Here is a 25,260-nt window from a genome sequence, read left to right on the forward strand (position 1 = left end):
GAGGAGTGACGGGGTGGACCGCAAGCGGCGCTACCGCTCGCGGCCCCGGAGAACCGGCGCGTGCGTCAGTTGTCGTTGTACCACTGCGCGGTGCGCTGGTAGGCGTAGGGCGTGCCGTCCTTGTGAAGGTAGACGCGGAAGTTGATGTAGGCGTTCTCCGGCAGGTTGTGCCCGGCCTCGCTGGCGTCCGCGAGGTCGCAGTTGCCGCTGCCGCCCGCGCTGAGCGTGTAGGAGCCGCCGTTCCAGTACACGTCGAGGCCGACGGCCCAGCCGTCCGCCTCCATGTCGCAGGCGTAGACGTAGTCACCGTGCTCGGTGAACCAGGCGACGCCGCCCGGGTCGCCGTCGGCGGTCCAGACCTCGTGGTCGATGGCGGCGGCTTCGGGGGCGAACAGCAGCGTGGACACGGCAAGGGCGCCTGCGGTGGCGAGCCCGGCGAGTTTGCGTAAGTGTTTCATCGCACCTTCGTATTCGCTGGCAACAGCGGCCACCCGGAGGCGGCCTGAATCGGAAGGATCTTCGCATTCGTCGCGTGCGTGGCGACGACGTTCCGCTGACACGGACCGCGCCGCTTCCCCGTCCGGCAGCCCGCGGTGTGCGGTTCCGGTGCGGGTCCGCTACGGGCGGCCGCGGATCTTACGAGAGTCTCAACGCAACGCCTGGGAACGGCCGGACGGCGCGGGCGCGGACCTAGCATCGCCTGCGTGACAACGCCACCGCCGCGCGTGTTGCGGCGCATCCGGTTCCGCAGTCCGCTGCGCGGCCCCTGGCTCACCTCCGTCCTCGGCGTGGCTGCTGGCCTGCCTGCCGCTCGTGATCGTCACCGGGCTTGTTCCAGCTGACGCAGGGCCTGCACGTCGGCCTGGGGGCTGGTGCTCGCGCCGGTCGTGCTGGCCAAGCTGTGGTCGGTCATCCCGAAGCTGTTCGCCTGGTCACCGGTCCGCTCGCTCACCCACGCGCTGGAACGGATCTCGCTGCTCCTCCTGGTGGGCAGCACCCTGTTCGAGTTCGCCACCGGGATCCTCAACATCCAGTACGACTACGTCTTCGGGTTCAGCTTCTACACCGGGCACTACATCGGCGCGCGTGGGTCTTCCTCGCCTCGTTCGTCACGCACGTCGCGCTCAAACTCCCCACCATGGTGCGCGCGCGCTGCGGTCCCGCTCCCTGCGCCGCGAACTGGCCACCTCGCGCGAAGACACCGTGCCTGAGCCGCCCGACGACACCGGGCTCGTCGCCGCCGACCCCGCGCCCCCGACCCTGAGCCGGCGCGGGCTGCTCGGCACCGTCGGCGGCGGAGCCCTGCTCGTCGGCCTCCTCACCGCGGGACCTGGCACTGCTCCTGCCCCGCGGCAGGCAACCGGGGGAGGGTTTCCCGGTCAACAGAACCGCCGCCGCGGCCGGGGATCACCGCCGCCAGCACCGGCGCGAGCTGGCGGCTCACCGTCACCGGCGTGCACGAGCGCGTCCTCACGCGCGGCGACCTGCTCGCCCTGCCCCAGCACACCGCGCGGGTGCCCATCCCCTGCGTCGAGGGGTGGTCGACCGTGCAGACCTGGACCGGGGTGCGGCTGCGCGACCTGGCCGCGCTCGCCGGGATCCCGCACCCCGCCTCAGCATCGGTGACCTCGCTCGAACGGGGACCGTTCGCCCGGGCGACCCTCAACTCCGGTCAGGTGACCGATCCCGACGCGCTGCTCGCGCTGCGGGTCAACGGCGAGGACCTCAGCCCCGACCACGGCTTCCCGGCCCGCGTCATCGTCCCCGCCCTGCCCGGCGTGCACTGCACGAAATGGGTGCACTCGATCGCCTTCGGGAGCGCCCGGTGAAGCGGCTCATCGCCCTGCTCGCGGGCCTGGCACTCGCCGCCTACGCCGGATCCTTCCTGCTGGGCGAGCCGGATCTGCCGACGATGCTGGCCTGGTTCGCCGGCGCCGCCGTCGTGCACGACCTCGTGCTGTTCCCGCTCTGTGCACTCGTCGGATGGGCACTGTCCGGACGGGCACTGGCGCGGCTGCCCGTCCGGATCGTCAACCACGTCCGCCTTCCCCTGCTCGGCGCCGGGCTGACCTTCCTGCTGTTCCTGCCCGGCATCATCCGCCAGGGCGAGGCCACCCACCTCGCCGCCACCGGGCTGGACCAGCAGCCCTACCTCGGCCGCTGGCTGTGGCTGGTCCTGGCGATGTTCGCGGTCTCCGGACTCGTCTACGGGATGCGCCTGATCGTCAGACGCCGCGCCTGAGTTCGGCGAAGTGCCGCCCGCCGTGCGCCGCCGTCCAGGACATCGCCAGTGCGGCGGCCGCGGCGACGCCGGCCAGCGCGTCGGCGCCCAGCCAGGCCCACGCGAACCACGGGCTCCCGTCGACCCGCACGCGTTCTCGCCGGGCCGCCGCGCCGGGCGGGTCCAGTTCGACGAGCGCCCGGCCGCCAGGCCCGAGCAGCTCGAACACGCGCCGCAGCAACGACACCGGGTCGCCGCCGATGCCGATGTTGCCGTCCGCCAGGAGAGCGTGCCGCCACCGGCCGGCCCCGGGAACGCGGCCGAACACGTCCCGCCGCAAAGCCACCCCGCCCCGGCGGCGGGTCAGGCGGACCGCGGTGCCGGACACGTCGATGCCCAGTGACGGGACACCCCGCCGCGCGAGCGCCGCCGTCAGACGACCCGGACCGCACCCGATGTCCAGAGTCGGACCCCAGCAGCGGCCGAGCAGCAGTTCATCGGCGGTACCGGGATCGCGCATCCAGCGCCGGGCGGGCAGCTCGATCCGGCTGCCGTCGGCCAGTTCCAGGCGGCAGTTCCCGCCCAGGAGAGCGCCGTCGAAATGCCCGCTCACCGCGTCACCGCCGCCACCGCGGCTGGAAACCGCCCGCGGCACACCGAAGCCACCGCGCGCGCGTCCGCCATCGTGTCCACATCGGACAACTCGGCGAGGTCGCGCGGCACCACGCCACGCCGGGACAGGGCCGCGTGCGTGCGGTCGCCGGTGTCCGATCGTGACATGGGCACGTGTTCGAGCACGCGGGCCGTCGCCGGGTCCCGCAGGCCCAGGGCCCACCAGCCGCCGTCGGCCGCGCGGCCCAGCACCGCCTGGTGCGCGGCGAGGTCCGCGGCCGCCGCCGCGAGCAGCTCCGGACGGACCTGCGGGGTGTCCATGCCGATCTGCAGCACGGGCAGGCCCGGGTGCCGGGCGGCGGTGTCGGCGTGCACGTTCGCCAGTCGTTCCCCGAAGGGCACGCCGCGCTGACCCAGGACCGTCGTCCGCGTCAGCGCCCGCCGGATCTCCGCCGACCGCGCTGCCGCGGCGAAATCCCCGGTCACCGCGACCACGGGCACCGCCCCGGGCGTCACGGCGACAGCATCGAGCGTGTCCAGCAACGCGGCGGCGGCGATCTCGGCGGCCTGGTCCGGCGACGCGGGCGGGCACAGCCGGGTCTTCGCGAACCCGGGCACCGGCGCCTTGGCTACCACCAGCAGGCAGAACCGGGCGGTCATCCGAGCAGCACCCGCGCCATGTCGCGGACCGCGCCCACGGTCCCGCGCACCGAACCCGACACCTTCGACCGGCCCGCGGACCGCGGCCGGTAGACCACGTCGCACTCGCGCACCACCCACCCGGCGCGTCCCGCCCGGATCAGCAGTTCCAGCGGATATCCGGACGCGCGGTCGGCCACACCGAGCCCGAGCAGGGCCTCCCGGCGGGCCACGCGGACCGGCGCGATGTCGTGCACCGGCACGCCCTGCAGCCGCAGCAGCGCCGACAACACGGCGTTGGCCGCGCGGGCGTGCCACGGCCAGGCGCCGGGAACCGGCCGCCGCCGCCCGGCCGCCAGGTCCGCCTCGCCGCGCTCGACCACCCCGGCGAGCACGGTCAGCGCGGCGGGGTCGAGCGAGCCGTCGGCGTCCAGGACGGCGACGAGGTCGCTGGTCGCGTGCGCCAGACCGGTGTGCACGGCCGCGCCGTAACCGCGGCGCGGTTCGCTGACCACCTTGGCGCCCGCGGCAGCGGCGACCTCGGCCGAACCGTCGGTCGACCCGTTGTCGACCACGATCGCCCGGCAGCCGGGCGGCAGCGCCGACAACACGACGGGCAGGGAACCGGACTCGTCGAGACAGGGCAGGATCACATCCACGACCACGGACGGTATGTCCACGGTGGAGAGTTGAGAACCGTTGCGGCCCTTACCGACTCATGACGCCTTGACAATCCTTACCGACTCCTGACGGATCGGCGCGAGCGCCGCCGTCGGCACGGCCGGCGGGTTACGGTGCGGCGAAGCCGGCGCGGAAGGGGACACGAGTGCGGGTGGACGCGGTGCGGGCGCCGGAGCGCAGCGGCCGCCGGGCGGACCTGGTGACCGTGGTGTGCGCGGGCGCGCTGGTCGCGGTGGCCGTCGCGGTCGGCGCCTACCTCAACCGGCCCGGTTCCGGGGTCACCCTCCTCGCACCGGCCGCGCCGCTGTTCGGGGTCTGGCTGCCGCACGCCGGCCCGGGCACGGCGGTCGCCGTCATGGTGGCGTTCGCGGTGGTTGGCTGGGGGCCGTCGCTCGCGCGGACGATGGCGTGGTGGCCGCTGCTGGCGGGGTCCTACCTCGCGGCGCTGGCCTGGACGTTCGCGCTCGCGCTCGTCGACGGCTGGCAACGAGGCCTCGCCCGGCGCCTGAGCAACCCCAACGAGTACCTGCGCGAGGTGCCCGGCATCCACGACATCCCGGCCATGCTGCGCGGGTTCACCGCCCGGATCCTCGACTTCCGGCCGGATTCGTGGACCACCCACGTGTCCGGGCACCCGCCGGGCGCGACCCTGGTGTTCGTGTGGCTCGACCGCCTCGGCCTGTCCGGCGGGGGATGGGCCGCCGTGGTGTGCGTGCTCGCCGGGTGCCTGGCGGTGCCCGCGGTCGCGGTGACGCTGTCCGCGCTGGGCCGGGCAGCCGCGGCGCGCGCGACCCTGCCGTTCCTGGTGCTCTTCCCGGGCGCGGTGTGGATCGGCGCCTCCGCGGACGGGCTGTTCGCCGGGGTCACCGCCGCGGGCATCGCCCTGCTCGCGCACGCGGCGCTGGCCTTCCGGACCGGCCGGCGCTCGGCGGTCCCGGCGGCGCTGTCCGGCGGCGCGGTGCTGGGGTTCGGGATCTTCCTGTCCTACGGGCTCGTCCTGCTCGGGACGGTCGCGCTCGCGGTGGCGATAGCCGGGCGGAGCCTCACCCGCACACTGCCGCTGGCGGTGGCCGGCGCCCTCGCCGTCACCGGGGTGTTCGCGCTCGCCGGGTTCTGGTGGCTCGACGGCTACCACCTCGTCGTCGAGCGGTACTACCAGGGCATCGCCGCCGAGCGGCCGTGCACCTACTGGGTGTGGGCGAACCTGGCGTGCCTGGTGATCGCGACTGGGCCCGCCGTCATTGCCGGGGTGCGGCGCTCGGTGCTCGTCCGGCGGTGGCGTGATCCGGTGCTGCTGCTGGTCGCCGGGGCCGCGCTGGCCGTCGCGCTGGCCGACCTGTCCGGGTTGTCCAAGGCCGAGACGGAGCGGATCTGGCTACCATTCCTGGTGTGGCTGGTGCCCGCGGTGTCGCTGCTGCCGGGCCGGCGCCGGGTCTGGCTGGCCGGCCAGGCCGTCACGGCGCTCGCGGTGAACCACCTCGTGCTGACGTACTGGTAGGGCGGACGTGACTGGAACAGGCCACATTCTCGTCGTGGACGACGACGAGACGGTGCGCGACGTCGTGCGGCGCTACCTCGAAGCGGGCGGCTTCACCGTCGAACTCGCCGGGAACGGCGACGAGGCGCTGCGCCGCTTCGCCGGGCGCGAACCCGACCTCGTCGTGCTCGACGTGATGATGCCCGGGATGAGCGGCCTGGAGGTGTGCCGGCGCATGCGGGAACGCACCGCGGTGCCGGTCGTCCTACTCACCGCGCTCGGCGAGGAGGAGGACCGCATCGCCGGCCTGCGCCTGGGCGCCGACGACTACGTGACCAAACCGTTCAGCCCGCGCGAACTCGCGCTGCGGGTGATGTCGGTGCTGCGGCGGGCGCGGCTGCCCGCGCGCGCACCGGCGCCCGACGTGCTCACCGACGGCGGGCTGCGGCTGCGGCTGAGCGCGCACCAGGCGACCCTCGACGGGCGGCCGCTGTCCCTGACCACCCGCGAGTTCGACCTGCTCGCGTTCTTCCTCGCCCAGCCCGGCACCGCGTTCTCCCGCGAGGAACTGCTGGAGAAGGTGTGGGGCTGGAACTTCGGCGACCAGTCCACGGTGACCGTCCACGTGCGCCGGTTGCGCGAGAAGATCGAGGACGACCCGGCCAGGCCCACGCGGATCGCGACGGTGTGGGGTGTCGGCTACCGCTACGAACCGGTGCGGCCATGATCGAACCGAGCGAACCGTGGCGGGACATGCTCCTGCACGCCTGGCACATCCTGCCGGTGGCGCTGCTGTTCGCCCTGCCCGTCGCGGTCGCCGGCGGGCTGGTCCTGTACGTCCTGCGGCGCCGCTCGCTCGCGACCACGCTGACGGTGCTCGTACTGATCCCCGTGCTGTCGACGCTGACCGGCGTGCTCGGCGTCAGCGGTTTCATGTTCACCCCGGCGATGACCACGATGGTGCTGGTGTGCCTGCTCGTCGGGCTGGTCACCGTGCCGGCCGCGATCGTGCTGGGCCGCACCATCGCGCGGCGCACGGTGTGGGAACGCGAGGCGCACGAACGTGAACGGATGGCCGAGGCCGCGCGGCGCGACCTGGTCGCGTGGATCAGCCACGACCTGCGCAGCCCGCTGGCCGGGATCCGGGCGATGGCCGAGGCACTCGCCGACGGCATCGTCTCCGACCAGCGCGAGATCGCCGGCTACGCGCAGCGCATCAGCGGCGAGAGCGAACGGCTCTCCGGCATGGTGACCGACCTGTTCGAGCTGTCCCGCATCACGGCGGGCGCGCTGCGGCTGTCGATGTCCGCGGTGCCGCTGCGGGACGTCGTGAGCGACGCGGTCGCCACGCAGGCGCCGATCGCGCGGCGGAAGCAGGTCTGCGTGCGTGCCGAGTCCGATTCGTGGCCGGTCGTGTTCGGCAGCGACCCGGAACTGGCGCGGATCGTGCAGAACCTGGTCTCCAACGCGATCCGGCACACGCCACCGGACGGCACGGTGTCCGTGCGGGTGGCCGTCGAGGGCGGCGACGCGCTGCTCGCCGTGGACGACGGGTGCGGTGGCATCCCGGACGACGAGCTGGCCCAGGTGTTCGACGTCGCCTTCCGCGGCACGGCAGCGCGCACCCCGGACCCCTCCGGCGCGGCAGGCGCGGGGCTGGGGCTGGCGATCACGAAGGGACTCGTGGAGGCGCACCACGGCCGGATCGGGGTGCGCAACCACGGCGCGGGCTGCCGGTTCGAGGTCCGCCTCCCGCTCGCCGCGCACTGATGCTCAGGCGCGTAGCGGCGCGGCGGCGAACGCCGCGATCCCCTCGGTGAACGGGATTTTCGCGGTGAACCCCAGCAGTTCCCGGGCGCGGGCCGGATCGGCCACGACGTGCCGGACATCGGCGGGCCGCGCACCCCCGGCCACCACCGGGGCCGGGCCGCCGAAGGCCAGGGCCAGTTCGGTGGCCAGGTCGCCGACGGTGTGCGGGGTCCCGGAGCAGACGTTGACCGGAGTCAACTCGCCCGGCGCGCCCGGAGTGGTCAGCGCCCGGAGGTTCGCTTCGGCGACGTCCTCGACGTGCACGAAGTCCCGGCGCTGCCGCCCGTCCTCGAGGACGGTGGGAGCCTCACCGCGTTCCAGGGCAGAGCGGAACAGCGCCGCGACGCCCGCGTACGGGGTGTCGCGCGGCATCCGGGGCCCGTACACGTTGTGGTAGCGCAACGCCCACACGCTGCCACCGGTCTGTCGCGTCCAGGCGGCGGCCAGGTGTTCCTGCGCGAGCTTCGTGGCCGCGTAGGTGCTGCGCGGCCGCAGCGGCGCGTCTTCCGGCACGAGAAGCGGTTCGAGGTCGGCGCCGCAGCGCGGACAAGGCGGCTCGAATCGGCCGGCGTCCAGCGCTGCCGGTGTGCGAGCGGTGGGTTCGACCAGGCCGTGAGCCGGGCACTGGTAACGCCCCTCCCCGTAGACGACCATCGAGGAGGCCAGCACCAGCCGCCCGACCCCGGCTGAGTACATCTGGGCCAGCAGCACCGCGGTGCCGTAGTCGTTGTGCCACGCGTAGAGCGGAGCGTCCGCCGGATCGAGCCCATGCCCCACGACGGCAGCTTGATGACACACCGCGTCCACCCCGTCGAGCAGATCACGCACCAGCCCGGCGTCCGTGAGAGTGCCCCGAACGAACCGATGCCCCGCGAGGTACGCCGGCACCGCGTCGCTGTCGTGCGCCTGGGGAAGGAGATCATCGAGTACCAGAACGTCATGCCCGTCGGCGGCCAGCAGATCAGCAACGCACGAGCCGATGAACCCAGCGCCCCCGGTGAGTAGAACCCGCATGGCGGCCACCCTATGGGCGCCCTACACACCACCCATCAGCCGCGGCGCACTCGTCAGACTTCGGTAATGCCGGGATTGCCGGCCCCCGGTCGATCGTGTGATCCCCGTTTGCCGCGGCCTGGGCCGGACACCGATTCTGTCCGCGACCGGTGCGAAAAGTGGACAGACTTGAGCGAAGAACGGCTCGTCGGACCGTGGCGCTCCGCCCTAACGTGATCGGCACCGGATCCGGTCGTGAGCCGGAACGCGGATGCAGGCCGAATGTCAAAGTGGACGGAGAATCACGTGGTCAAGTCTTGGCTCTTTGAGATTTTCAGCTACCCGTACGATCCCGACCCTGCGAAGTTCGACCCGCAGCTGTGCAAGGATCTCTACGACTGGAAGCTGGAATCGTGGGTCGCTGCCGAGGACCTGGGATTCGACGGGGTCTTCTTTTCCGAGCACCACTTCACGCCGTACAGCATCAGCCCCTCGCCCAACCTGCTCGTGGCGACCCTGGCCCAGCGGACCAGCCGGATGAACATCGGGGTGATGGCGAACATCACCGCGTTCCACAACCCGCGCCGGCTCGCTGAAGAGGGCGCGATGCTCGACTACCTCACCGGTGGCCGGCTCGAGGTCGGCTTGGGACGTGGCGTGGACGAGCCCGAGTTCATTCGCGAAGGCGTCAAAATGGAGGAGACGCGCGCCCGGTTCGAGGAGTCCGTCGCGCTCATCCAGTCTGCCTGGACGGAACCCACCTTCACCTTCAAGGGCGAGTTCTACAAATACGACAACGTGAGTCTCTGGCCTCGGCCCTTGCGGTCAGAGCTGCCGATCTGGGTTACGGCGCTGAGCCCGCAGACGGTGAGCTGGGCGGCCCGGCAGGGTTTCCGGTTCACTTCGGTCTTCTCGCCGACCGAGAACATGCGGACGATTTTCGAGCAGTACAAGAAGGCGGCCGCGGAAGCCGGTCGTGAAGCTGAACCCACCGACATGGGTGTGTGCCGCAACGTGTTCATCGCGGACTCCGAACAGGAGGCGCGCGATCTTGCCGAGCCTGCCTTCGACGCGCTGTTCGCGGCGTTCAAGGAGGCCGCTGTGTTCCACGATCTCGAGAACGTGCCCGCCGGCTACGAGCACTATCAGTCCTTCTTCCGCCCGTTCGCCGGAGAGGACGTGTCGTTCGACGCTCTCATCGACATCGGGGCGATCTGCGTGGGGAGGCCGGAGACCGTCCGCGACCAGATCGTGAGCCAGATGGAGCAGATCGGCTGCGGGAACTTCCTCAACTGGGGGTCGTTCGGCACCCTCACCAAGGAGCAGACGATGCGCTCCTACCAGCTGTTCGGCGAGCACGTGGTGCCGGCTCTGCGCTCCCTGAAGGTGTAGTCGTGACGTCCGAGCTGGCCTTGTGCTGCATGTCGCACACGCCGTTGCTGGGGTCGGGCGACCCGGGCGAGTCGGTCGTGCAGCGGGTCGACGGCGCTCTCCGCGACGCCAGGCGGTTCGTGGAAGCTTTCGACCCGGACCTCGTCGTCATCTTCGGCCCTGACCACTACCAGGGCTTCCGGTATGAGCTCATGCCACCGTTCTGCGTCGGGTTGTCGGCTACAGCCATCGGCGACTACAACACCAGTCCCGGTGAGCTCGACGTGCCACAGGCACTCGCCGATGATCTCGTCGCCCATCTGCTGGCGGCGGATCTCGACGTGGCCATGTCGGAGAAGATGGTCGTCGATCACGGCATCGCCCAGCCGCTGGAAAACCTGTTCGGCTCGAGCGCGGCCAAACCCGTGATCCCTGTCTTCATCAACTCGGTCGCCGAGCCGCTCGGACCTCTGCGCCGGATCAGGCGCCTCGGCGCGGCGGTGGGCGAGTTCGTCCGGGACTTGGATCAGAAGGTTCTGCTCGTCGGCTCGGGCGGCTTGTCACACGATGTGCCGGTCCCGCGGCTGCGGCAGTCTCCACCGGAAGCTGTCGCCTACATTGTGGACAAGCGCCGAACGCCCGAGGAGCAGACGGCGCGCGAGGAGGCGGTGTTCCAGGCCGGCCAAGCCTTCGCGCGCGGTGAGTCTTCGCTGCTGCCACTGAACCCTGATCTCGACGAGCAGATCCTTCGGCAGTTCGAGAAGGGCGACCTGGCCTGGTTCGACCCGATCAGCGTCGAGTGGCTCGGCAAACAGGGCGGCAGCTCGATCCACGAAGTGCGTTCGTGGATCGCGGCCCATGCCGCGCTGCAAACCGCAGGGCCCTACCGGACCGAGTCTTCGTTCTACCAACCGGTCCCCGAGTGGATCATCGGTTTCGCGGTGACCACGGCGCGACCACGAGAAGCGACCAGGTGACAAAATGGTTGAGAAAGAAGAAGTCGTACCGACCGACGACGGACCGATGACCGTCACGGTTCGCCATCCCGACGGCGGTGGCCCGTTTCCCGTGGTCATCGTTTACCACGACGGACCGGGGCTGCGTGCGGACATCCACGACGTCAGCCGCAAATTGGCGCGTGCCGGCTATTACGCTGTCCTGCCGGATCTCTACCACCGGCTCGGTCATCAGATTTCCTTCGACCTGGCCGGTATCGGTCAAGGGCCGGGATCACCGGAATTCGATCGGCTGATGGCGGCGGTCACCTCGCTCGGTGATGACATGGTGCTGGCCGACACGGCCGCGATGCTGGAGGTCACCGCGAAGGACGCCGCCGCCGACATGAACGCCAAGGCCGCCATGGGGTTCTGCATGGGCGCGCGCTTCACCCTGCGGTTGCTCGCCGCCGACCCCGCGGGGTTCGCGGCAGGCTCGGCTCTGCATCCGTCGAACTGCGTCACGGATGACCCGGATTCGCCCCATCGGAGCGTCGGGAAGATCTCCGCCGAGCTGTTCGTCGGACTCGGCGCGGCCGACAAGCTCTCCCCGCTCGAGCTGAACAAGCCGCTGCGGGACGAGCTGGGCGGGCCCTCGGTGAAAGCGACTGTCGAGATCTTCGACGGCGCCGATCATGGCTTCATGTTCCCGCAGCTGCCGGCCTATCAGCAGTACGCGGCGTCCGTTTCGTGGGACCGCACGCTCGAGTTGTTCCACCGAACCCTGGGGAAGAGGTAGCGCCGATCATGCGATCTGCGAAGCTTGCTCCCGTGCAGACGGAGGACCGGGCCACCGGCGCGGACACGACGCACGTCGCGACGGCGGGAGACCCCGGTGGCGAACCGCTGTTGCTCCTGCACGGGACCGGACCGGGTGCGACGGGAGCGCTGAGCTTCCGGCCGCTCCTGCCCGGCGTTGCGACATACCGGTGCATCATGCCCGATCTGGTGGGATTCGGGCACAGCAGTCATCCGGAAACCCTGCCCCCGGGCCCGGGACCGTGGTTCAGGCGGCGCGTCGACGCGGTACTCCGGCTCCTGGACGACCTCGGACTGGACCGGGTTCACGTGGCAGGGCACTCCTACGGTGCGCGCGTGGCGCTCGAACTGGCCGTGCACGCACCCGAGCGGCTCGGGCGGATCGTCCTGATGGGCGCGGGCGGGACACCGGTCAAGGCCAGGCTGGGGACGCTCACCGCGTTCTACGAGAGCCCGAGTGAGGAGGCGATGCACGCGCTCGTGAGCGCCCAGCTGTCTCGAGGCGATGTTCCTGGCATCGACGATTACGTGAAGGAGCGTTTCGCGATCGCGGTCCGGCCGGAGGTGCGACGGTCGTTCCAGGCCGCCATGGCGCCCGGCGACCCCGCGCCGGTCTACGACGAGCCGGTGCTCGCCGGCATACCGCACCCGGTCCTCGCGGTTCACGGGAAGGACGACGGCACGATCTCACCTGCCGCGGGGCTCTTCCTTGCCGAGCACCTTCCGCACGCGGACCTGCACCTGTTCGCGGATTGCGGGCACTTGCTCCAGTTCGAGGTGCCGGACCGGCTCGGTGCCCTGATCCGCGAGTTCCTGGCAGCGGCGTAGGCCGGGGAACGCCGAACCTGCTGAACCACTGACGAGGAGGAAACAATGGCACCGGTCGAGACCGTCGGTGCACCGTGCCGTGCCGCGAGCCTTGAGACCAAACCCCGCGGCCGTGACAGGAGGCCCGCGTTGATCGTTCCCGATCCAGACGAGACCGGCCCGCTGCGGCAGGTCTACGGCACCTTTCCCAGTGGGGTGGTAGCCGTGTGCGCGCTGCGCGACGCCGCTCCGGTCGGCATCGTCGCGAGTTCGTTCGTCGCGGTCTCGATGAACCCGCCGCTGGTATCCGTCTGCGTGCAACACACCTCCACAACCTGGCCGTTTCTGGCTGACTGTCCCCGGGTCGGGCTGTCGGTGCTCGGGACGACGCATGACCGGGCCTGCCGGCAGATCGCGTCGAAGACGGGGGACCGGTTCGCTGGCATCGGCTACACCGCGACCGGCGAGGGTGCGGTACTCCTGCACGGCGCGGCCGCCTGGCTGGACTGTTCGATCGACACGGTCGTCAGTGCGGGGGACCACGACCTGGTGCTGCTTCGCGTGGCGGCTATGCGGCCACACGAAGAGGTCGCCCCGTTGGTCTTTCACGGCAGCCGGCTGCACGCGCTGTCCGCGTTGGCGTCCTGATGTTCGCTGACGACCGAGTCGCCCACGCGGTGGCCGCATTGCGCGCGGCGCGCCCGGTTCTCGTCGGCGGCACCGACCGGGAGAGCAAGTATGAGGTCGTCCTCCCCGCGGCACTGGCTGAGCCGCGGTGGACCGCATGGATGGTCCGCCACACGTCGGGGATACTCTGCGCGCCCCTTCCGGCCGAGCGCGCCGGTGCGCTCGGCCTGCCTCCCATGGTCCAGGACAACCAGGATCCACGAAGTCCTGTTTTCACCGTCTCGGTTGACGCGGCAGACGGCATCACCACCGGTATCAGCGCGACGGACCGCGCGCGCACCGCACGGGTGCTCGCCGATCCGGCCAGCGGCCCCGCCGACCTCGTCCGGCCCGGTCACCTGCTGCCGCTGAGGGTTTGTGCCAACGGTGTCGTCGTGCGGCCCGGGCACGCCGAGGCGGGGGTGGACCTGTGCCGCCTCGCCGGGCTTCCGCCGGTGGCGTTGACTGCCCGGCTGGTCGGCGACGGCGTGGGGATGGCCGGTGACGAGGACGCGGCCCTGCTTGCGGCTCGGCACGACCTCCCTGTCCTGCACATACCGGAGCTCGTCGAGCACCGGTTGCGCTTCGGCGATGGGGAGCGAGGACGCGTCACCCGCGTCACCAACGCTCGGCTGCCGACCGAGCACGGCCCGCTCGACGCTGTCGGATACCGCGACGAGGTCACCGGCGCCGAGCACGTCGCGCTGGTCGGGCGTCCGTGGACGGGTGTGCCGCTCGTGGCGGTGCACGCCGAGTGCATCACCGGCGACACCTTCAAGACTACGATCTGTGATTGCGCTCGCCGTTTCGCTGAATCGGCGGCCATCATCGCCCATGCGGGTGGTGTGCTGGTCTACCTGCGCAGGCCGGGAGCGCGGGTGCTCGACGGGCACATTTGGACGACTGCCGACGACGGCGCTGCCGGCGCGATCGTCGCCGACCTCGGGTTCCGATCCGTCCGGCTGCTCACCGGGCCGGCGGCGGCGCCGCAGCTTGCCCGGCCCGGCCTCACCGTCCTCGCGGTGCAGAATCGAGCCGCGAGCCTGGCCTGGTCGAACTTCGGCTGATGCGGTTCGATTTCCGGACTGTCGACCGGAGCGCAGAGCACTACCATGTTGCCGAAGGCTGATCACCGGCCATCCTGGCTGTGCCACCCGAAGCCGAGTGGGAGGTACTCGACGATGACGTCGAGGCACGCGTCCGAGGGCTACGCGCTCGCAAAACAGATTGCGAAGGGGCAACGAGCCACTTCGCGAGGCCTCCTGCGCACCGACGACCTCGATGAGGCCCGCGGTTTCCTCACCAGCGTGTACGCACCCCACCACATCACGGCGGTCGAACGAGGCCGATTCGGATTCTGCATGCGGGTGCTGAACGCCGAGCGGCTCAGGATCGGATACAGCAACTTCAGGTCCGACGTCCGGCTGGACGTTCCGCCGCCGTCGTTCTACGTGTTCTGCTACGCGCCATCGGGATCCGTCGACGTCGTTTCGGGCCGCCGGTCCGCATCTGTTTCCCGTACTACCGCGGCTGTCCTGTCGCCCAGCGCGCCGTGGCGGTTCGAGCGCTGGACCGACGACAGTACGTTGATGGCGATGCGGATCGACCGCGCCGATCTGGAGGACGATCTGTCCGCCATCCTCGGCAGAAGGGTTGTCGAGCCGATCGAGTTCGGCGACAAGCTGGACCTCACCAGGGGACGAGGCGCCGACTTCGCCCGTGTGCTGCGACTCCTGCAAGACGACGTGGGACAGCCGAGCCAGCTTGCCCAGCAGCATCCGGTCATGGCATCGCACCTGGGACAGCTGGTGCGGTCGGCGCTGCTCATGTCGCAACCGCACAACTACTCGGACAAGCTCGACGAAGACCGGGGCTCGCGCCTTCCCGCCGCCATACAGAGGGTCGTCGACGTGATCGAAGACGACCCCATGCGGGTCGGCAGTGCGGCCGACATCGCGAGGATCGCCTGTGTCAGCCTGCGCGCGCTCGAAAAGGCGTTCGTCCGGGAGTTCGGCATACCGCCGATGGCGTACCTTCGGCAGGTCAGGCTCGCCCGGGCACGGAATGACCTGATCAACGGGGACCCTGAGGACCTCACCGTGTCCGCGGTGGCGCTCCGCTGGGGTTTCGGCCATCTCGGCCGGTTCGGCGCCGCGTATCAGGAGCGGTACGGGGAGCCACCGTCACACACGCTGCGGCGCGGGAACCGAGGACTCGAATTTGTCGTTTCGCGACCGTCGTGGTTCGAGAACGGACCTGGATAACGATCACAAGCTGCGGCGTGTCGTAGCGAACGCTCGGGTCTGCGCATGGGTACGCAGCCCCGAGCGATCCGCGAGCCGCCTCACAAGTCCGGTACGGCGGGAAGGACCTTCTCGGCGAAGTTGCGAGGTAACCGGCAGATTCCTCCCAGGTCATCCCGTGCCGGGTGGCCATCAGACGAAGTTCGTCAGGCCTGCCCTCCTCGTATGTGGTGCGGAGCTCCGTGATGGCCTGGTCCGGTGTCTGGAAATATCCGCTCCCAGTTCGGGATGTCCTCGGGTTTGGTCGGCGGTACGTCCACTACCGCCGGGGAGATGTGCACCCGTAAAGCTCGTTACTGATGGAGGGTCATCGGTGATGTAACAGGTCCCGAACGTGTGGACCTTCGCGTAGTTGGGCTGCCGTCCGTTGCGGACACACGCCTCCCGCCAGCCGGCCAGCCACTTCGGCCACGTCTGCCCACCGGTGAGTCCCTGGAAAAACCCGCCGAGCCCACCGACATTCAGCCCGCGCTTCGCAACCCCGGTCCATCGCCGCCGCGGAGAAATCGATACAAAAGCCGTTGCCGGTGTGGGTTGTCGCGGCGTTCTAGCCTGCGTCTTTCACGAGATGTGATGTAGATCAGAGCCTGGAAATGGGGGAAGTGCCTGTTCTGTAAGGGAAACTTGGGCTTGCGACGGTCCAAGATTCACTTCACGGGAAGGCACTTCCTTGGTGCAGGGTAGCAAGGCGTCATCGGTACGGGTCAGCGCGGACGGTGAGGGGCTGGTGTCGCGGGCGGGGGTTGCGTTGCTGCGGGAGCTGACGATCAGCACCGGCCTAGGAACCGGCTGGTCACAGGAACTTCTCGACGCCTATGACGGGACGCCGGTCCACCTGCCGGGGCGGGTTCTGGCTGATCTGGCGGTGATGATCGCCGACGGTGGTAACGCGCTGGCGCATCTGGCGACGCTGCGGGATCAGGACAAGCTCTTCGGCGCGGTGGCCAGTGACGCCACCGCGTGGCGGGTGCTGGGCCGGGTCGATGACGAGCACCTCACCCGCCTGCGGACGGTCCGAGCGGCAGCCCGGGAACGAGCCTGGGCCGCCGGAGCGGGGCCGGACCTGACGGCCGGGTTGACGATCGACATCGACGATCAGCATCGCGCACAGCGAGAAGGAGAACTCGGCGAAAAACGTGGAAAAAGACCTTCGGGTTTCATCCGCTGCCGGCCTACCTCGACCGGCCCGACGTCTCCGGCGGGGAAGCACTGGCCGGGATTCTGCGACCGGGCAAAGCCGGGCCCAACACCGCCGCCGACCATGCCGAGGTCCTGGCGATGGCGCTGGCCGCGCTCCCCGCCCGCGCACGGCCCGACCCCGATGATCCCGACGCGCCACGGGTGATGATCCGGACCGACGCCGCCGGCGCGACCCACGCCTTCGCCGCGGCGGTCCGTGCCGCAGGATGCGGGTTCTCGATGGGGTTCCCGATCAGCACCGAGGTCCAGGCCGCGGTCCTGGCCATTCCCGATAACGCGTGGGTCCCGGCCTACGACATCGACGGCGGGCCCGGGATGGAGCGTGGGTCGCGGAGATCACCGGCATGCTCGACCTGACGAAGTGGCCGGGAGGTTCGCGGGTGTTCGTCCGCCGGGAACGCCCCCATCCCGGTGCGCAGCTGCGGTTCACCGACGCCGACGGGCACCGGTTCACCGCGTTCATCACCGACACCGAAGGTGGGCAGCTCGCCGACCTCGAAACCCGGCACCGCTCCCACGCCCCGGTTGAAGACCGGATCCGCTGCGGCAAAACCACCGGGCTGCGCAACTTCCCCTGCCGCGGCTACCCGGAGAACAAAGCCTGGCTCGAACTCGCCCTCGCCGCCGCAGACCTGCTCACCTGGGCCCAAGCGCTGTGTTTCACCGGCGACCTCGCCCGCGCCGAACCCGCCACCTTCCGCTACCGCATCTGCGCCATCGCCGGGAAACTCACCCGCACCGCGCGGGCCACCACCCTGCACCTGGACCAGGACTGGCCCTGGGCCCAGCACCTCGCCACCGCCTTCACCCGGCTCCGCGCAGACCCCTGGCCCGGCTAAACCCGGCCCCCTGCCCCTTCGACCAAGGACCCTCGGAACCCGCCCGCCGCCGCGACAGCCGGCCCACAACCCTGCCCACACAACGACTTCCAGTCAAAACTCGACCACAACAGGAACTTCCACCGAACCCCACAACCCCATGCAAGATCGAGGCTAAGCCCTACCGACTGGTAGGCGCTTCCCAACCTGGTCGTCGCCGAATCGCCCCTGGAACGGGCACCCCTGATGTCAGGAATGCTCACCCGTCTCCGGCCATCGCCGGAGAGAAGTCCATGTAGACGGTGTAGTCGGCGACCTGCGTCCCGAACAGGCTTATGACTGTCATGCACGGCAACGCCAGGTGTTTCCCGTCGGGTGCGGCCGTTTCGATGGTGAAGTGGCAGAAGAGGCGGTCGCCGGTGTCGGTTATCTCCCGGATCGTGTGCCGTACCCAGGGGAGCGCGGCCACGGCGCCGGCCGTGGCCGCGGCGATGGCCGTACGGCCCGAAATCGTCTCGCCATTGCCGAACGTGTAGGTGGCATGGTCGCGGAACCCCTTCGCGAAGTCCTCGGCGTCGCCGCGATCGACGGCCGCGCACATCGAGCGCACCATCTGCGCGCGGCCGGTCACGTCGCCGCTCACCGGAGTGCCAGCCCGTAGCGGGTCATGACCTCGGCGACGAGTTTCATGTCGCGCCCCGGTGCCAGTTCGCTCAGTTCCCGGTAGTAGTTCTCCAGGCCCGGCGGGGAAACGACGGCGATCACCCGTGTTTGGACGTCGAACGAGTTGTAGAAGACGTGTGGGACGCCGCGTGGCATGAGCGGGGAGTCGCCCGGCGCGAGCACGTGCTCCACACCGTCGAGTTCGACCGTCACCCGCCCCTCGACACAGGTGAAGAGTTCGTCCTCCCGCGAGTGGATGTGGGTGGGCGGGCCGCCGAGTCCTGGCGGGACGACGTATTCGAAGAGCGAATAGGTACCTTTTGTTTCCGCGCCGGTCAGCCTTGGGTCGATGCCCAGCCCGATCGCGCCGTGATTCGTTCCGCCCTCGGTCCGGAACACCCGGCTCGGCGCCGTGGATTCGGTGGTCATTTTCAATCCTCTCCGTCAACGTGATCTAGGACTTGTTCGCGGACGTCTCCGGCAAGAGGGGTTCGGCCTTCGGCTGGGCCGCCCGTGCAGCGGCGATCCGGTCGAGCAAGTGCCGGTGTCACCTTGCGATAGGTCGCCGGGTCAACGGGGGCGAGCCACTGGAACGCCCTGGTCAGAATGCCGATCTGAAGATCGAGATCGGTGAGCACCTCGTCGGCGTGGTGCAGCGAGAACGGGATGATCTTCGCGTCTCGGCAATGGTGCGAACCGAGCGCGTCGTCCATGAATTCAAGCTGCCCGGTGACCTGCTCGCGCCGGGCGTCGAGGCTGGGGAGCTCGAGTTCTCCCTCGATGCCCGCGGCGATCCGCAATGCCGCGAATTCCGCGTTGAGCGGGCTGAAGAACGACGAGTTGTAGCCGTTGAAATAGAGACCGGGGACGTCCGGCGGCTGGATCTGCCGTAAAGTGCGAAGTTTCCGCGGTCGTCGTGCAGTTTGGCCTGCACGTTCGCGTCGAGGAACGGAACGGACTGCTGAAAACCGGTCGCACAGACGATGATGTCCGCCGGGATCACGGTTCCATCGTCGAGTTCGGCGTACCGCTGTTTCCCGTCGGCATACAGCCGGGCGATCGTCCGGTCGCGTCGTACCCGGATCGTCCCGGCCTCGACGCCTTCGAAGAATCCTTCGGTGGCCAGGCCGATCGCGCCCCGGACGATGCCTTCCATCGTTCCCCGCGGGATCAGGCCGAGCTTGTCCAGACCGAACTGCTTGACCGAGACGGAGCCGATCGAGTTGATCAGCGAGCGCCGGATCTTGTCGCCGGGACCGTGCAGGAACTTCTCGAACCCGCGCAGCATGCGGTAGCGGAACAGCGCCTCGCCGAGGCGGGTCATCAGCAGCACCTTGAAATTCAGAACCCGGCGACTTTCCGCGGGATCTTCCACAGCAGCTGGCGCGCCACGATGTCGGTGCTCGTGGCGACCGACGCGATCGCCACGGTGACATCACACGCCGACTTCCCGTAGCCGGCCACCACGGCGTGCCGGTCCCGCGCGTCATCGAGGTCCAGGAACTCGGTCCCAGCCATCAGCACGCCGCCGGCGGCGCGGAACTCGTCCACGCCAGGAAACTTCGGCACCGCGGGCTCGCAGAACACCCCAGTTGCCACGACGACACGGTCGAACCGCTCGGTTTCGGGAACGCCGTCGCCCTTGGTGGTGACGAGCCAACCCCCGGCGTCCGGGACAACGGACTCGACTTTGGTCTCCAGCCGCAGCAGGGAATCGATGCCGAAATTGCGCGCGTAGGATGCGAGGTATTCCTGCACTTGGCGTCCCGTCGGCCATTCCGGCGTCCCTTCGGTATCGGGAAATCGGAGAACGCGTACTGGGCCGCCGGACTCTGCGTCGTCACTCCGGGGTAACGGCGGGTACGACTTCACACGCCGCCCACGTCGGGACACCTGTCGAAGATCACGACATCGCATTCACCGGTGGCGGATCGGGCGGTATCGGCGCCGCGGTGGCGCGCACCCTGCTCGGGGGTGGCTTCCCCGGCCGCGAGGCTCACGATGGGCGCTCGGCACACCGACCGTGCCGAGTCAGGAGTACCGAAGATGGTCGGTGCCGAGGACTCGCTCGTGCATCGGGCTGGTGCCGCCACGAAAGTTCGTCGCGTCGTCGGCGATCGTGCGGCACGCTTCCCAGGTCGAGGCGACCCAGGCGTGCGCGGCCGGAATCCACGCCACCGGGGCCTCGCGGCGCAGCCGCTCGAAGATCGGGTACGGGTCGTTCTCCAACTGCTCGACCGTGACGGTGGCCAGCCATTCCTGGGTGTCACCGGCCGTTGAGTGCTTCGTCGTCATGGCGTCTCCTTCGTTGTGTTCCGGGTGTCAAAGATCGAGTCCGAGGACCGGAAGCGCGACACACACAGCATGATCAGCTTTCCTTCTTGCCGTTCCTCGTCGGTCAGTACTTCGTCGTGGTGCTCCGGCTCGCCGTCGAGCACGGTCGCCTCGCACGTGCCGCACGTCCCGGTCCGGCACGACGAGAGCACCGAGATGCCGGCGGCCTCGATGGCTTCGAGCAGGCTTTTATCGGTGGGCACGTCGATCGTGCGTTTGGACCGCCGCAGTTCGGCGACGAACGGGCGGGCGGAGTCGCCCGGCCGGTCGGGGGTGAACCGTTCGACATGCAGCGTGCCCGCCGGCCAGGCCGCGCAGGCCTCCGTGACGGCGTCGATCAGCGGGGCCGGACCGCAGCAATACACGGCTGTGCCTGGCCGCGGCTCGCCGAGGAGCGAATTCACCGGAAGCAGCCCATGCTCGTCCTCCGGCCACAGCGTGACACCCGGACCGTCTACTTCGGATCGGAACGCCATGTGCCCACGTGACCGGCCGCGGTAGTAGAGGCTCCATTCGCGGCCCGCGCGCTTGACCTCTTCCACCATTGGAAGCAAAGGCGTGATGCCGATACCGCCCGCGATGAGGACATACCGTTCCGCGGGAACCAGCGGAAACAGATTTTGGGGATCCGAAACGTGCAGCCGCCGGCCGACGGAAACGGAATCGTGCAACTTGTTCGAGACGACTCCGTTCGATTCCCGCCGGACCCCGATCCGCCACGTGAACCGCTCGGACGTCGGCCCGCAGAGCGAATACTGACGGACGTCGCCGTCGCCGTCGACTCCCACCTGCGCCCCCGGTGTCCATTCCGGCAGCGGGTCCCCGCCGGGGTCGGTCAGGTGAATGACCATCACGTCCTCGGCGGCCTCTTCTTTCGAGGTCACGACCAGCTCACGTGTCATGACGCCTCCTCCCGGCTCCGGTGCTGGGTGATGCACGACTGTGACCCCATGCAGGAGCCTCGGGCGACACCGGAAGAGCCGCCTCAGGAGTCCCACTGCGCGGGAAAGGCCGATCCCGACCGGTGGGACTCGCGGTTGTCGGCCGATTGCCCAACCGCACAAAATCGCCTCATCGCGCCAACGGTGACTGGAGGTCAATGATGACGCAGCAGGCGGCGTTCACGGACTTCAACCCCGGTGGAATCGCCGCATCGGGAGAATCCGCATCTGTTCAACAAGTGGTCGCGCACGCACGCCGATTTGCTTTTCACCGACGCTCAACGCGTACGTCGTGACGCGCTACGACGAGATCAAGTCGATCGTCGACGACCCGGACACCTATTCGTCCAGCAACGCCATTCCGGTCCTGTGGCAGAATCCGGAACCCGTCGTCGAAGCGCTCCAGGGGATCATCCCGGAGGCGGCCACCGTCGTGAACACCGACAAACCACAGCACGCACCCTTGCGCAAGGTGCTCGATTGCGCGTTCTCCGACCGCCGCATCCGCCGGCGGATGTCGCTCATGAGGACACGTTCAGCCGAACTCGTCGACCAGTTCGCGGGGGCACACCGGGCGGACCTCGTCAGCGCCTATGCCGACCCCTACGTGCAGTTGATCGTCAGCGACGTCTTCGGCATCCCCGCCGAGGACAACGACCGGGTGCAGGGCTGGACGAAGCACGGCACCGACATGGTTCCCGCGGTGAGCAGGGACGACCTGCACTACATGTTCCGCGGCCTGCGCTTCGCCGGGCACGACACCACACGCGATCTCATGACCAGCGCGCTCCTGCTGCTGCTCGACAACGACCGCCAGTTGTGGGAGATGGTCCGCGCCGACCACCCGGCGTTGCAGCAGGTCATCGAGGAGACGCTCCGGCGGGACGCGCCGCACCGCGGGCTCATGCGCGTGACCACCCGGGACGTGGAGATCGGTGGGACGCCGTTGCCGGCGGGGACGTCGTTGCCGCTGCTTTTCGGTTCGGCGAACCGGGACGAGACCCGTTTCGCCGCGCCGGACGAAGTCCGGCTCTCGCGGGCGAACATCCACGAGCACCTGGCGTTCGGCACCGGCATTCACCAGTGCCCGGGCGCGCAGCTGGCGCGCACCGAAGTGCGCACGGCCATCGAGACCCTGCTCGACCGGCTACCGGACCTTCCCCTGGCACCCGGTTACGAGCCGTCCTACGTCGCGAGCTTCTTCCGCGGCCTGGAACGGCTCGATGTCACCTGGTGACGGCCACACAGCCCAGGCTCGGTTCGAGCCCGGGGGCTGTGTGGCCGTAGTCACCCCGCCCGCGGGTCTGGGGTGCTGCTCGAACTCGTACACGGCGTCGAGACCGAGATCGGCAAGAATGTTGGGTACGACGATCTCTGGGCCCGGTTGAGGAGGCGTGTCCGCCTGCAGCAGTCCGCAGGCCCTTGCTCTGCCGTCCGGCCGTAGGTAGATCACGACCCCGCGACCTGTTCTGCCGAACTCCGTGAGTGCGCGATCAAGGTTTCCTCGGCACGTGCACGAAACGGCTCCGAAGACGTCGCCGCAAAGACATTCGGCGTGAACGTAGACAGGAACACGGCCATCGCCCGTTCCCGCGACCAAGGCCAGGTACTCGTTGCCGGACAGGTACTCGCTGTAGCCCAGAGCGAGAAACTGTCCGAACGACGTGGGCAGTGCCGCCTCAGTGACGCGCGTGAACTGGGTTTCGTGGCGGAGCCTGTAATCGATGATGTCAGCAACAGACAAGTGCACGAGTCCGTGCTCGAGAGCGAAACGCGCTAGTTCTTCACCTTTGGCCATTTCGTTAGGCCGGTCCACGGACACGATCTCGCAGAGCGCTCCGGCGGGTGTGCGGCCCGCGAGCCGGGCTAGATCGACTGCTGCTTCGGTGTGACCGGGCCGTTCGAGAACTCCGCCCGCGCGTGCACGCAACGGTACGACGTGGCCCGGACGTGAAAAATCTTCCGGGTTCGCGTCGTCGGATCCCAAGGCGGCGATTGTGGCCGCACGGGACTTTGCGGAGATTCCCGTACAGGTGCCGACCAAGTCGACGGTCACCTGGTAGGCGGTTTGGTATCGATCTTGGTTGGCGTGGGTCATGGGGATCAGGTTGAGCCGGTCGCACATTTCGCCGGCAAGGGCGACACAGAGGAAACCGGAAGTGTGCCTGACGGTGAAGGAGACCAGTGTCGGGGTCGCGAGTTCTGCCGCGAAGATGAGATCTCCCTCATTCTCACGGTTTTGATCGTCGACGACTACCACCGGTCGCCCGGCGGCAATCGCGCTCAGGGCGGAGCGAACGCGCTTGTCGATTGCGCTCTGTGAACTTTTGGACATCTGCTGTGTCTCCTCGCGACGATCAAAAAAACGTGCTCGGCCCTGGCTGTGGCGGTTCTCCCGGCGCTCAGTTGACCTGTACGCCGCGGCTGAAGCCGGGCTACGGGCGGCCGCCGTGCGGTACCGAGACGCGAACGGTCAGCAGATCGGACTCGTGTGTACTGGCCCGCGCAGCGGGGTCGAAGTCCGGAGCTGTGCACAGGAACAGCGTCCGACCGTCGTCCCCACCTAGCATGCATGCGTAGACACCGCTACCGACCTGTATTTCATCGACGATGTCCCCGCCCTCCTGCACGCGGATCACCCTGCCGTTCAAGGCATCCGCTACCCATAACGCCCCCTCGGCGTCGAGACAGCAACCGTCGGGGGCGACCTTCACCTGACTCAGGACCGTGGCGAAATCCCCGGCCGGTACCTCCCCGAACTTCGCCCAAATCCGCTGATTCGTGAGCTGTCCGCTGTCTTCGATATCGAATGCGGTCATCCGGTTCGCGAAGGTCTCACCGACCACCAGCACGTTGTCGTCGGTGATGACGCTCCCGTTCGGAAAATGCAGGCCATCCGCGGCTTCGGCGACAGTTCCGTCGGGGTCCACGCTGACCAAGTTCGTCGGGATGGGATCAGACCCAGCGCCGATGTCGAAGCCGAAGTTCCCGACGTAGGCGTGTCCGAGGCGATCGACGACCATGTCGTTGAGATTTCCGTTGACATGTCCACTCAGGTCCGCATGGACGACGACCCGGCCATCATGCTCTCGACGCAGCAACGTGAAGTCCCGTGCGGAAACCACGAGCAACCGGCCGTCGGGAAGCCAACCAAGACCACCTGGTTGGTTCGGGACCTCGAGTTCGGTCCGGAGGCCGGTACCGTCCGCGTCCGCGGAAAAAACGCGATTGGTGTAGAAGTCGGAGACCCATATGCGACCTTCATGCCAGCGAGGGCATTCCAGAAATGACATTCCAGAGATAATGGTGGTCAGCGCGCTCATCGTTTACCGTGTCCTCTCATTGCGCTGATTGCCCAGCTGTGTGAGCCGGTGCGATTGTGGACCGTGTTTCGCAGGTGCGGGCCGCGGTCTGACGGCCCGGCCACGTTCGGCTGCGTCTGGGGTCTGCGAACGGTGATGCCGGACTCAAGCCGATTGTCGCAGGATTGGGCTGAAGTGAGTTGTCGCAACTTGCGACAGTTCAATGTTCGGTAGTCCCCCGTTAGCTTTTTCGTGGTTGCTGATCAAGGAGCTGTGGCCGCCGGTTCGGTATGACCGATGCCCCGGTCGACGTCATGATCCGCGGGAGGGCGGGCCTGAGGGCATCGAGGACCGCTGATAGGGACACAGCCACCGCTTGGTACGTCTCGTCGCAGGCGTGGGTGCCGGCGATCCATAAGCTTCGGGCCTTGTTCCACGAGCTCAACCAGATGGGCCACTGCTCGTGGTGGTCGACCAGCCAGCCACGATCGGTGCGCTGCCGGTCGCGGTTGCCCGTGCAGCCGGGTTGTCTACCGGGGCCAGGACAAGGCCGGTGCCCGGGATGCGTTCGTCATCGCCGACGCCGCCCGCTCGCTGCCGCGTACGATACGGCCGGTCGACGTCTGCGGACCGGCGTCCATCCGACCCTCGAACGGACGAGGACCAGCT

28 protein-coding genes and 2 pseudogenes are annotated in these 25,260 nt (G+C 69.0%); 16 read left to right on the forward strand and 14 right to left on the reverse strand.

Annotation, left to right across the window (positions count from 1 at the left end; all coding sequences use genetic code 11):
- Positions 1 to 65: 65 nt before the first annotated feature.
- Entirely contained in the window at positions 66 to 458 is a 393-nt protein-coding gene (locus AMETH_RS11940; RefSeq protein ID WP_017981704.1) for a hypothetical protein, read from the reverse strand.
- A gap of 414 nt (positions 459 to 872) precedes the next feature.
- Here AMETH_RS11940 and AMETH_RS40015 point away from each other — a divergent pair, with 414 nt between their 5' ends.
- Positions 873 to 1,211, forward strand: coding sequence for a hypothetical protein (locus tag AMETH_RS40015; RefSeq protein ID WP_026153029.1), 339 nt, complete (start codon positions 873 to 875; stop codon positions 1,209 to 1,211).
- Between the two features lie 107 nt (positions 1,212 to 1,318).
- Here AMETH_RS40015 and AMETH_RS41425 read toward each other — a convergent pair whose 3' ends face one another.
- Entirely contained in the window at positions 1,319 to 1,444 is a 126-nt protein-coding gene (locus AMETH_RS41425; protein ID WP_267283428.1) for a hypothetical protein, read from the reverse strand.
- A gap of 10 nt (positions 1,445 to 1,454) precedes the next feature.
- Between AMETH_RS41425 and AMETH_RS40020 the strand changes: the two genes are divergently transcribed.
- The gene (locus tag AMETH_RS40020; RefSeq protein ID WP_017981706.1) at positions 1,455 to 1,829 is read left to right on the forward strand and encodes a molybdopterin-dependent oxidoreductase; all 375 of its coding nucleotides are present in this window, start codon (positions 1,455 to 1,457) and stop codon (positions 1,827 to 1,829) included.
- The gene (locus tag AMETH_RS11950) at positions 1,826 to 2,242 is read left to right on the forward strand and encodes a hypothetical protein (RefSeq protein ID WP_017981707.1); all 417 of its coding nucleotides are present in this window, start codon (positions 1,826 to 1,828) and stop codon (positions 2,240 to 2,242) included. The genes AMETH_RS40020 and AMETH_RS11950 overlap by 4 nt, the downstream gene beginning before the upstream one ends.
- On the opposite strand, the gene AMETH_RS11955 is transcribed toward AMETH_RS11950, so the two are convergent.
- The 3 genes from AMETH_RS11955 to AMETH_RS11965 are packed head-to-tail and all read right to left on the reverse strand — an operon-like array spanning position 2,226 to position 4,131.
- Positions 2,226 to 2,834, reverse strand: coding sequence for a methyltransferase domain-containing protein (locus AMETH_RS11955; protein WP_026153031.1), 609 nt, complete (start codon positions 2,832 to 2,834; stop codon positions 2,226 to 2,228). The two genes, AMETH_RS11950 and AMETH_RS11955, sit on opposite strands and share 17 nt — an antisense overlap.
- Positions 2,831 to 3,493: a TIGR04282 family arsenosugar biosynthesis glycosyltransferase gene (locus AMETH_RS11960; protein ID WP_017981709.1), complete on the reverse strand. Its 663-nt coding sequence runs from the start codon at positions 3,491 to 3,493 to the stop codon at positions 2,831 to 2,833. The genes AMETH_RS11955 and AMETH_RS11960 overlap by 4 nt, the downstream gene beginning before the upstream one ends.
- The gene (locus AMETH_RS11965) at positions 3,490 to 4,131 is read right to left on the reverse strand and encodes a glycosyltransferase family 2 protein (RefSeq protein WP_209436905.1); all 642 of its coding nucleotides are present in this window, start codon (positions 4,129 to 4,131) and stop codon (positions 3,490 to 3,492) included. The genes AMETH_RS11960 and AMETH_RS11965 overlap by 4 nt, the downstream gene beginning before the upstream one ends.
- Before the next feature lie 167 nt (positions 4,132 to 4,298).
- Here AMETH_RS11965 and AMETH_RS11970 point away from each other — a divergent pair, with 167 nt between their 5' ends.
- The 3 genes from AMETH_RS11970 to AMETH_RS11980 are packed head-to-tail and all read left to right on the forward strand — an operon-like array spanning position 4,299 to position 7,400.
- Positions 4,299 to 5,651: a hypothetical protein gene (locus AMETH_RS11970; protein ID WP_017981711.1), complete on the forward strand. Its 1,353-nt coding sequence runs from the start codon at positions 4,299 to 4,301 to the stop codon at positions 5,649 to 5,651.
- Between the two features lie 34 nt (positions 5,652 to 5,685).
- Positions 5,686 to 6,357 carry a response regulator transcription factor gene (locus AMETH_RS11975; RefSeq protein ID WP_017981712.1) on the forward strand — a complete coding sequence of 224 codons (672 nt, stop codon included), beginning with the start codon at positions 5,686 to 5,688 and terminating at the stop codon, positions 6,355 to 6,357.
- Positions 6,354 to 7,400, forward strand: coding sequence for a sensor histidine kinase (locus tag AMETH_RS11980; protein ID WP_017981713.1), 1,047 nt, complete (start codon positions 6,354 to 6,356; stop codon positions 7,398 to 7,400). The genes AMETH_RS11975 and AMETH_RS11980 overlap by 4 nt, the downstream gene beginning before the upstream one ends.
- A gap of 3 nt (positions 7,401 to 7,403) precedes the next feature.
- On the opposite strand, the gene AMETH_RS11985 is transcribed toward AMETH_RS11980, so the two are convergent.
- Entirely contained in the window at positions 7,404 to 8,453 is a 1,050-nt protein-coding gene (locus AMETH_RS11985) for an NAD-dependent epimerase/dehydratase family protein (protein WP_026153033.1), read from the reverse strand.
- Positions 8,454 to 8,738: 285 nt separating this feature from the next.
- Between AMETH_RS11985 and AMETH_RS11990 the strand changes: the two genes are divergently transcribed.
- The 8 genes and pseudogenes from AMETH_RS11990 (at position 8,739) to AMETH_RS12025 (ending at position 17,372) form a co-directional block, all read left to right on the forward strand.
- A complete protein-coding gene (locus AMETH_RS11990) occupies positions 8,739 to 9,824 on the forward strand; it encodes an LLM class flavin-dependent oxidoreductase (RefSeq protein ID WP_017981716.1) in 1,086 nt (361 codons plus the stop codon).
- A 2-nt stretch (positions 9,825 to 9,826) separates the two neighbouring features.
- Positions 9,827 to 10,780, forward strand: a complete 954-nt coding sequence (locus tag AMETH_RS11995; protein ID WP_017981717.1) for a 3-carboxyethylcatechol 2,3-dioxygenase — start codon at positions 9,827 to 9,829, stop codon at positions 10,778 to 10,780.
- 4 nt (positions 10,781 to 10,784) lie between these two features.
- Positions 10,785 to 11,537: a dienelactone hydrolase family protein gene (locus AMETH_RS12000; protein ID WP_026153034.1), complete on the forward strand. Its 753-nt coding sequence runs from the start codon at positions 10,785 to 10,787 to the stop codon at positions 11,535 to 11,537.
- An 8-nt stretch (positions 11,538 to 11,545) separates the two neighbouring features.
- Positions 11,546 to 12,385 (forward strand): alpha/beta fold hydrolase, encoded by an 840-nt coding sequence (locus AMETH_RS12005; protein WP_223843127.1) that lies wholly within the window; start codon positions 11,546 to 11,548, stop codon positions 12,383 to 12,385.
- 129 nt (positions 12,386 to 12,514) lie between these two features.
- Positions 12,515 to 13,012, forward strand: coding sequence for a flavin reductase family protein (locus tag AMETH_RS12010; protein ID WP_017981720.1), 498 nt, complete (start codon positions 12,515 to 12,517; stop codon positions 13,010 to 13,012).
- Positions 13,012 to 14,097, forward strand: coding sequence for a 3,4-dihydroxy-2-butanone-4-phosphate synthase (locus AMETH_RS12015; RefSeq protein ID WP_017981721.1), 1,086 nt, complete (start codon positions 13,012 to 13,014; stop codon positions 14,095 to 14,097). The genes AMETH_RS12010 and AMETH_RS12015 overlap by 1 nt, the downstream gene beginning before the upstream one ends.
- Positions 14,098 to 14,211: 114 nt before the next feature.
- A complete protein-coding gene (locus AMETH_RS12020; RefSeq protein WP_017981722.1) occupies positions 14,212 to 15,294 on the forward strand; it encodes an AraC family transcriptional regulator in 1,083 nt (360 codons plus the stop codon).
- Between the two features lie 709 nt (positions 15,295 to 16,003).
- Positions 16,004 to 17,372 (forward strand): annotated as a pseudogene (locus AMETH_RS12025) (IS1380 family transposase).
- A 238-nt stretch (positions 17,373 to 17,610) separates the two neighbouring features.
- On the opposite strand, the gene AMETH_RS12030 reads toward AMETH_RS12025, so the two are convergent.
- The 6 genes from AMETH_RS12030 to AMETH_RS12050 all read right to left on the reverse strand — a co-directional run bounded on the left by AMETH_RS12030 (position 17,611) and on the right by AMETH_RS12050 (position 21,250).
- The gene (locus AMETH_RS12030; RefSeq protein WP_017981724.1) at positions 17,611 to 17,994 is read right to left on the reverse strand and encodes a nuclear transport factor 2 family protein; all 384 of its coding nucleotides are present in this window, start codon (positions 17,992 to 17,994) and stop codon (positions 17,611 to 17,613) included.
- On the reverse strand, positions 17,991 to 18,443 hold the full coding sequence (locus AMETH_RS12035; protein ID WP_017981725.1) for a cupin domain-containing protein: 453 nt from the start codon (positions 18,441 to 18,443) through the stop codon (positions 17,991 to 17,993). Before AMETH_RS12035 ends, AMETH_RS12030 begins: the two co-directional genes overlap by 4 nt.
- A gap of 172 nt (positions 18,444 to 18,615) precedes the next feature.
- Positions 18,616 to 19,338 carry an NAD(P)/FAD-dependent oxidoreductase gene (locus AMETH_RS40025; protein WP_223843128.1) on the reverse strand — a complete coding sequence of 241 codons (723 nt, stop codon included), beginning with the start codon at positions 19,336 to 19,338 and terminating at the stop codon, positions 18,616 to 18,618.
- Positions 19,339 to 19,355: 17 nt separating this feature from the next.
- On the reverse strand, positions 19,356 to 19,772 hold the full coding sequence (locus AMETH_RS40030; protein WP_026153037.1) for an NAD(P)-binding domain-containing protein: 417 nt from the start codon (positions 19,770 to 19,772) through the stop codon (positions 19,356 to 19,358).
- A 273-nt stretch (positions 19,773 to 20,045) separates the two neighbouring features.
- Positions 20,046 to 20,309, reverse strand: a complete 264-nt coding sequence (locus AMETH_RS12045; RefSeq protein WP_017981726.1) for a hypothetical protein — start codon at positions 20,307 to 20,309, stop codon at positions 20,046 to 20,048.
- Positions 20,306 to 21,250 (reverse strand): PDR/VanB family oxidoreductase, encoded by a 945-nt coding sequence (locus AMETH_RS12050; RefSeq protein WP_017981727.1) that lies wholly within the window; start codon positions 21,248 to 21,250, stop codon positions 20,306 to 20,308. The genes AMETH_RS12045 and AMETH_RS12050 overlap by 4 nt, the downstream gene beginning before the upstream one ends.
- A gap of 331 nt (positions 21,251 to 21,581) precedes the next feature.
- On the opposite strand from AMETH_RS12050, the gene AMETH_RS12055 reads away from it, so the two are divergent.
- Entirely contained in the window at positions 21,582 to 22,526 is a 945-nt protein-coding gene (locus AMETH_RS12055; protein WP_017981728.1) for a cytochrome P450, read from the forward strand.
- On the opposite strand, the gene ribB is transcribed toward AMETH_RS12055, so the two are convergent.
- Both ribB and AMETH_RS12060 read right to left on the reverse strand, forming a co-directional pair.
- Positions 22,437 to 23,624 (reverse strand): 3,4-dihydroxy-2-butanone-4-phosphate synthase, encoded by a 1,188-nt coding sequence (ribB, locus tag AMETH_RS36655; protein ID WP_081617542.1) that lies wholly within the window; start codon positions 23,622 to 23,624, stop codon positions 22,437 to 22,439. The two genes, AMETH_RS12055 and ribB, sit on opposite strands and share 90 nt — an antisense overlap.
- A gap of 100 nt (positions 23,625 to 23,724) precedes the next feature.
- Entirely contained in the window at positions 23,725 to 24,612 is an 888-nt protein-coding gene (locus AMETH_RS12060; RefSeq protein ID WP_026153038.1) for an SMP-30/gluconolactonase/LRE family protein, read from the reverse strand.
- A gap of 430 nt (positions 24,613 to 25,042) precedes the next feature.
- On the opposite strand from AMETH_RS12060, the pseudogene AMETH_RS40035 reads away from it, so the two are divergent.
- Positions 25,043 to 25,212 (forward strand): annotated as a pseudogene (locus tag AMETH_RS40035) (IS110 family transposase); the annotation flags it as partial.
- Positions 25,213 to 25,260: the final 48 nt, after the last annotated feature.

Origin of the sequence: Amycolatopsis methanolica 239 (genome assembly GCF_000739085.1) — a bacterium.
GTDB classification, from domain to species: domain Bacteria; phylum Actinomycetota; class Actinomycetes; order Mycobacteriales; family Pseudonocardiaceae; genus Amycolatopsis_E; species Amycolatopsis_E methanolica.

Coding starts and splice junctions, on each gene's coding strand:
- AMETH_RS12050 (WP_017981727.1), bottom strand. CDS start 21,250: ATGACACGTGAGCTGGTCGTGACCTCGAAAGAAGAGGCCGCCGAGGAC.
- AMETH_RS12060 (WP_026153038.1), bottom strand. CDS start 24,612: ATGAGCGCGCTGACCACCATTATCTCTGGAATGTCATTTCTGGAATGC.
- AMETH_RS40025 (WP_223843128.1), bottom strand. CDS start 19,338: ATGACCCGCCTCGGCGAGGCGCTGTTCCGCTACCGCATGCTGCGCGGG.
- AMETH_RS11960 (WP_017981709.1), bottom strand. CDS start 3,493: ATGACCGCCCGGTTCTGCCTGCTGGTGGTAGCCAAGGCGCCGGTGCCC.
- AMETH_RS12020 (WP_017981722.1), top strand. CDS start 14,212: ATGACGTCGAGGCACGCGTCCGAGGGCTACGCGCTCGCAAAACAGATT.
- AMETH_RS12005 (WP_223843127.1), top strand. CDS start 11,546: ATGCGATCTGCGAAGCTTGCTCCCGTGCAGACGGAGGACCGGGCCACC.
- AMETH_RS11985 (WP_026153033.1), bottom strand. CDS start 8,453: ATGCGGGTTCTACTCACCGGGGGCGCTGGGTTCATCGGCTCGTGCGTT.
- AMETH_RS12035 (WP_017981725.1), bottom strand. CDS start 18,443: ATGACCACCGAATCCACGGCGCCGAGCCGGGTGTTCCGGACCGAGGGC.
- AMETH_RS11940 (WP_017981704.1), bottom strand. CDS start 458: ATGAAACACTTACGCAAACTCGCCGGGCTCGCCACCGCAGGCGCCCTT.
- AMETH_RS12045 (WP_017981726.1), bottom strand. CDS start 20,309: ATGACGACGAAGCACTCAACGGCCGGTGACACCCAGGAATGGCTGGCC.
- AMETH_RS12000 (WP_026153034.1), top strand. CDS start 10,785: ATGGTTGAGAAAGAAGAAGTCGTACCGACCGACGACGGACCGATGACC.
- AMETH_RS12015 (WP_017981721.1), top strand. CDS start 13,012: ATGTTCGCTGACGACCGAGTCGCCCACGCGGTGGCCGCATTGCGCGCG.
- AMETH_RS11980 (WP_017981713.1), top strand. CDS start 6,354: ATGATCGAACCGAGCGAACCGTGGCGGGACATGCTCCTGCACGCCTGG.
- ribB (WP_081617542.1), bottom strand. CDS start 23,624: ATGTCCAAAAGTTCACAGAGCGCAATCGACAAGCGCGTTCGCTCCGCC.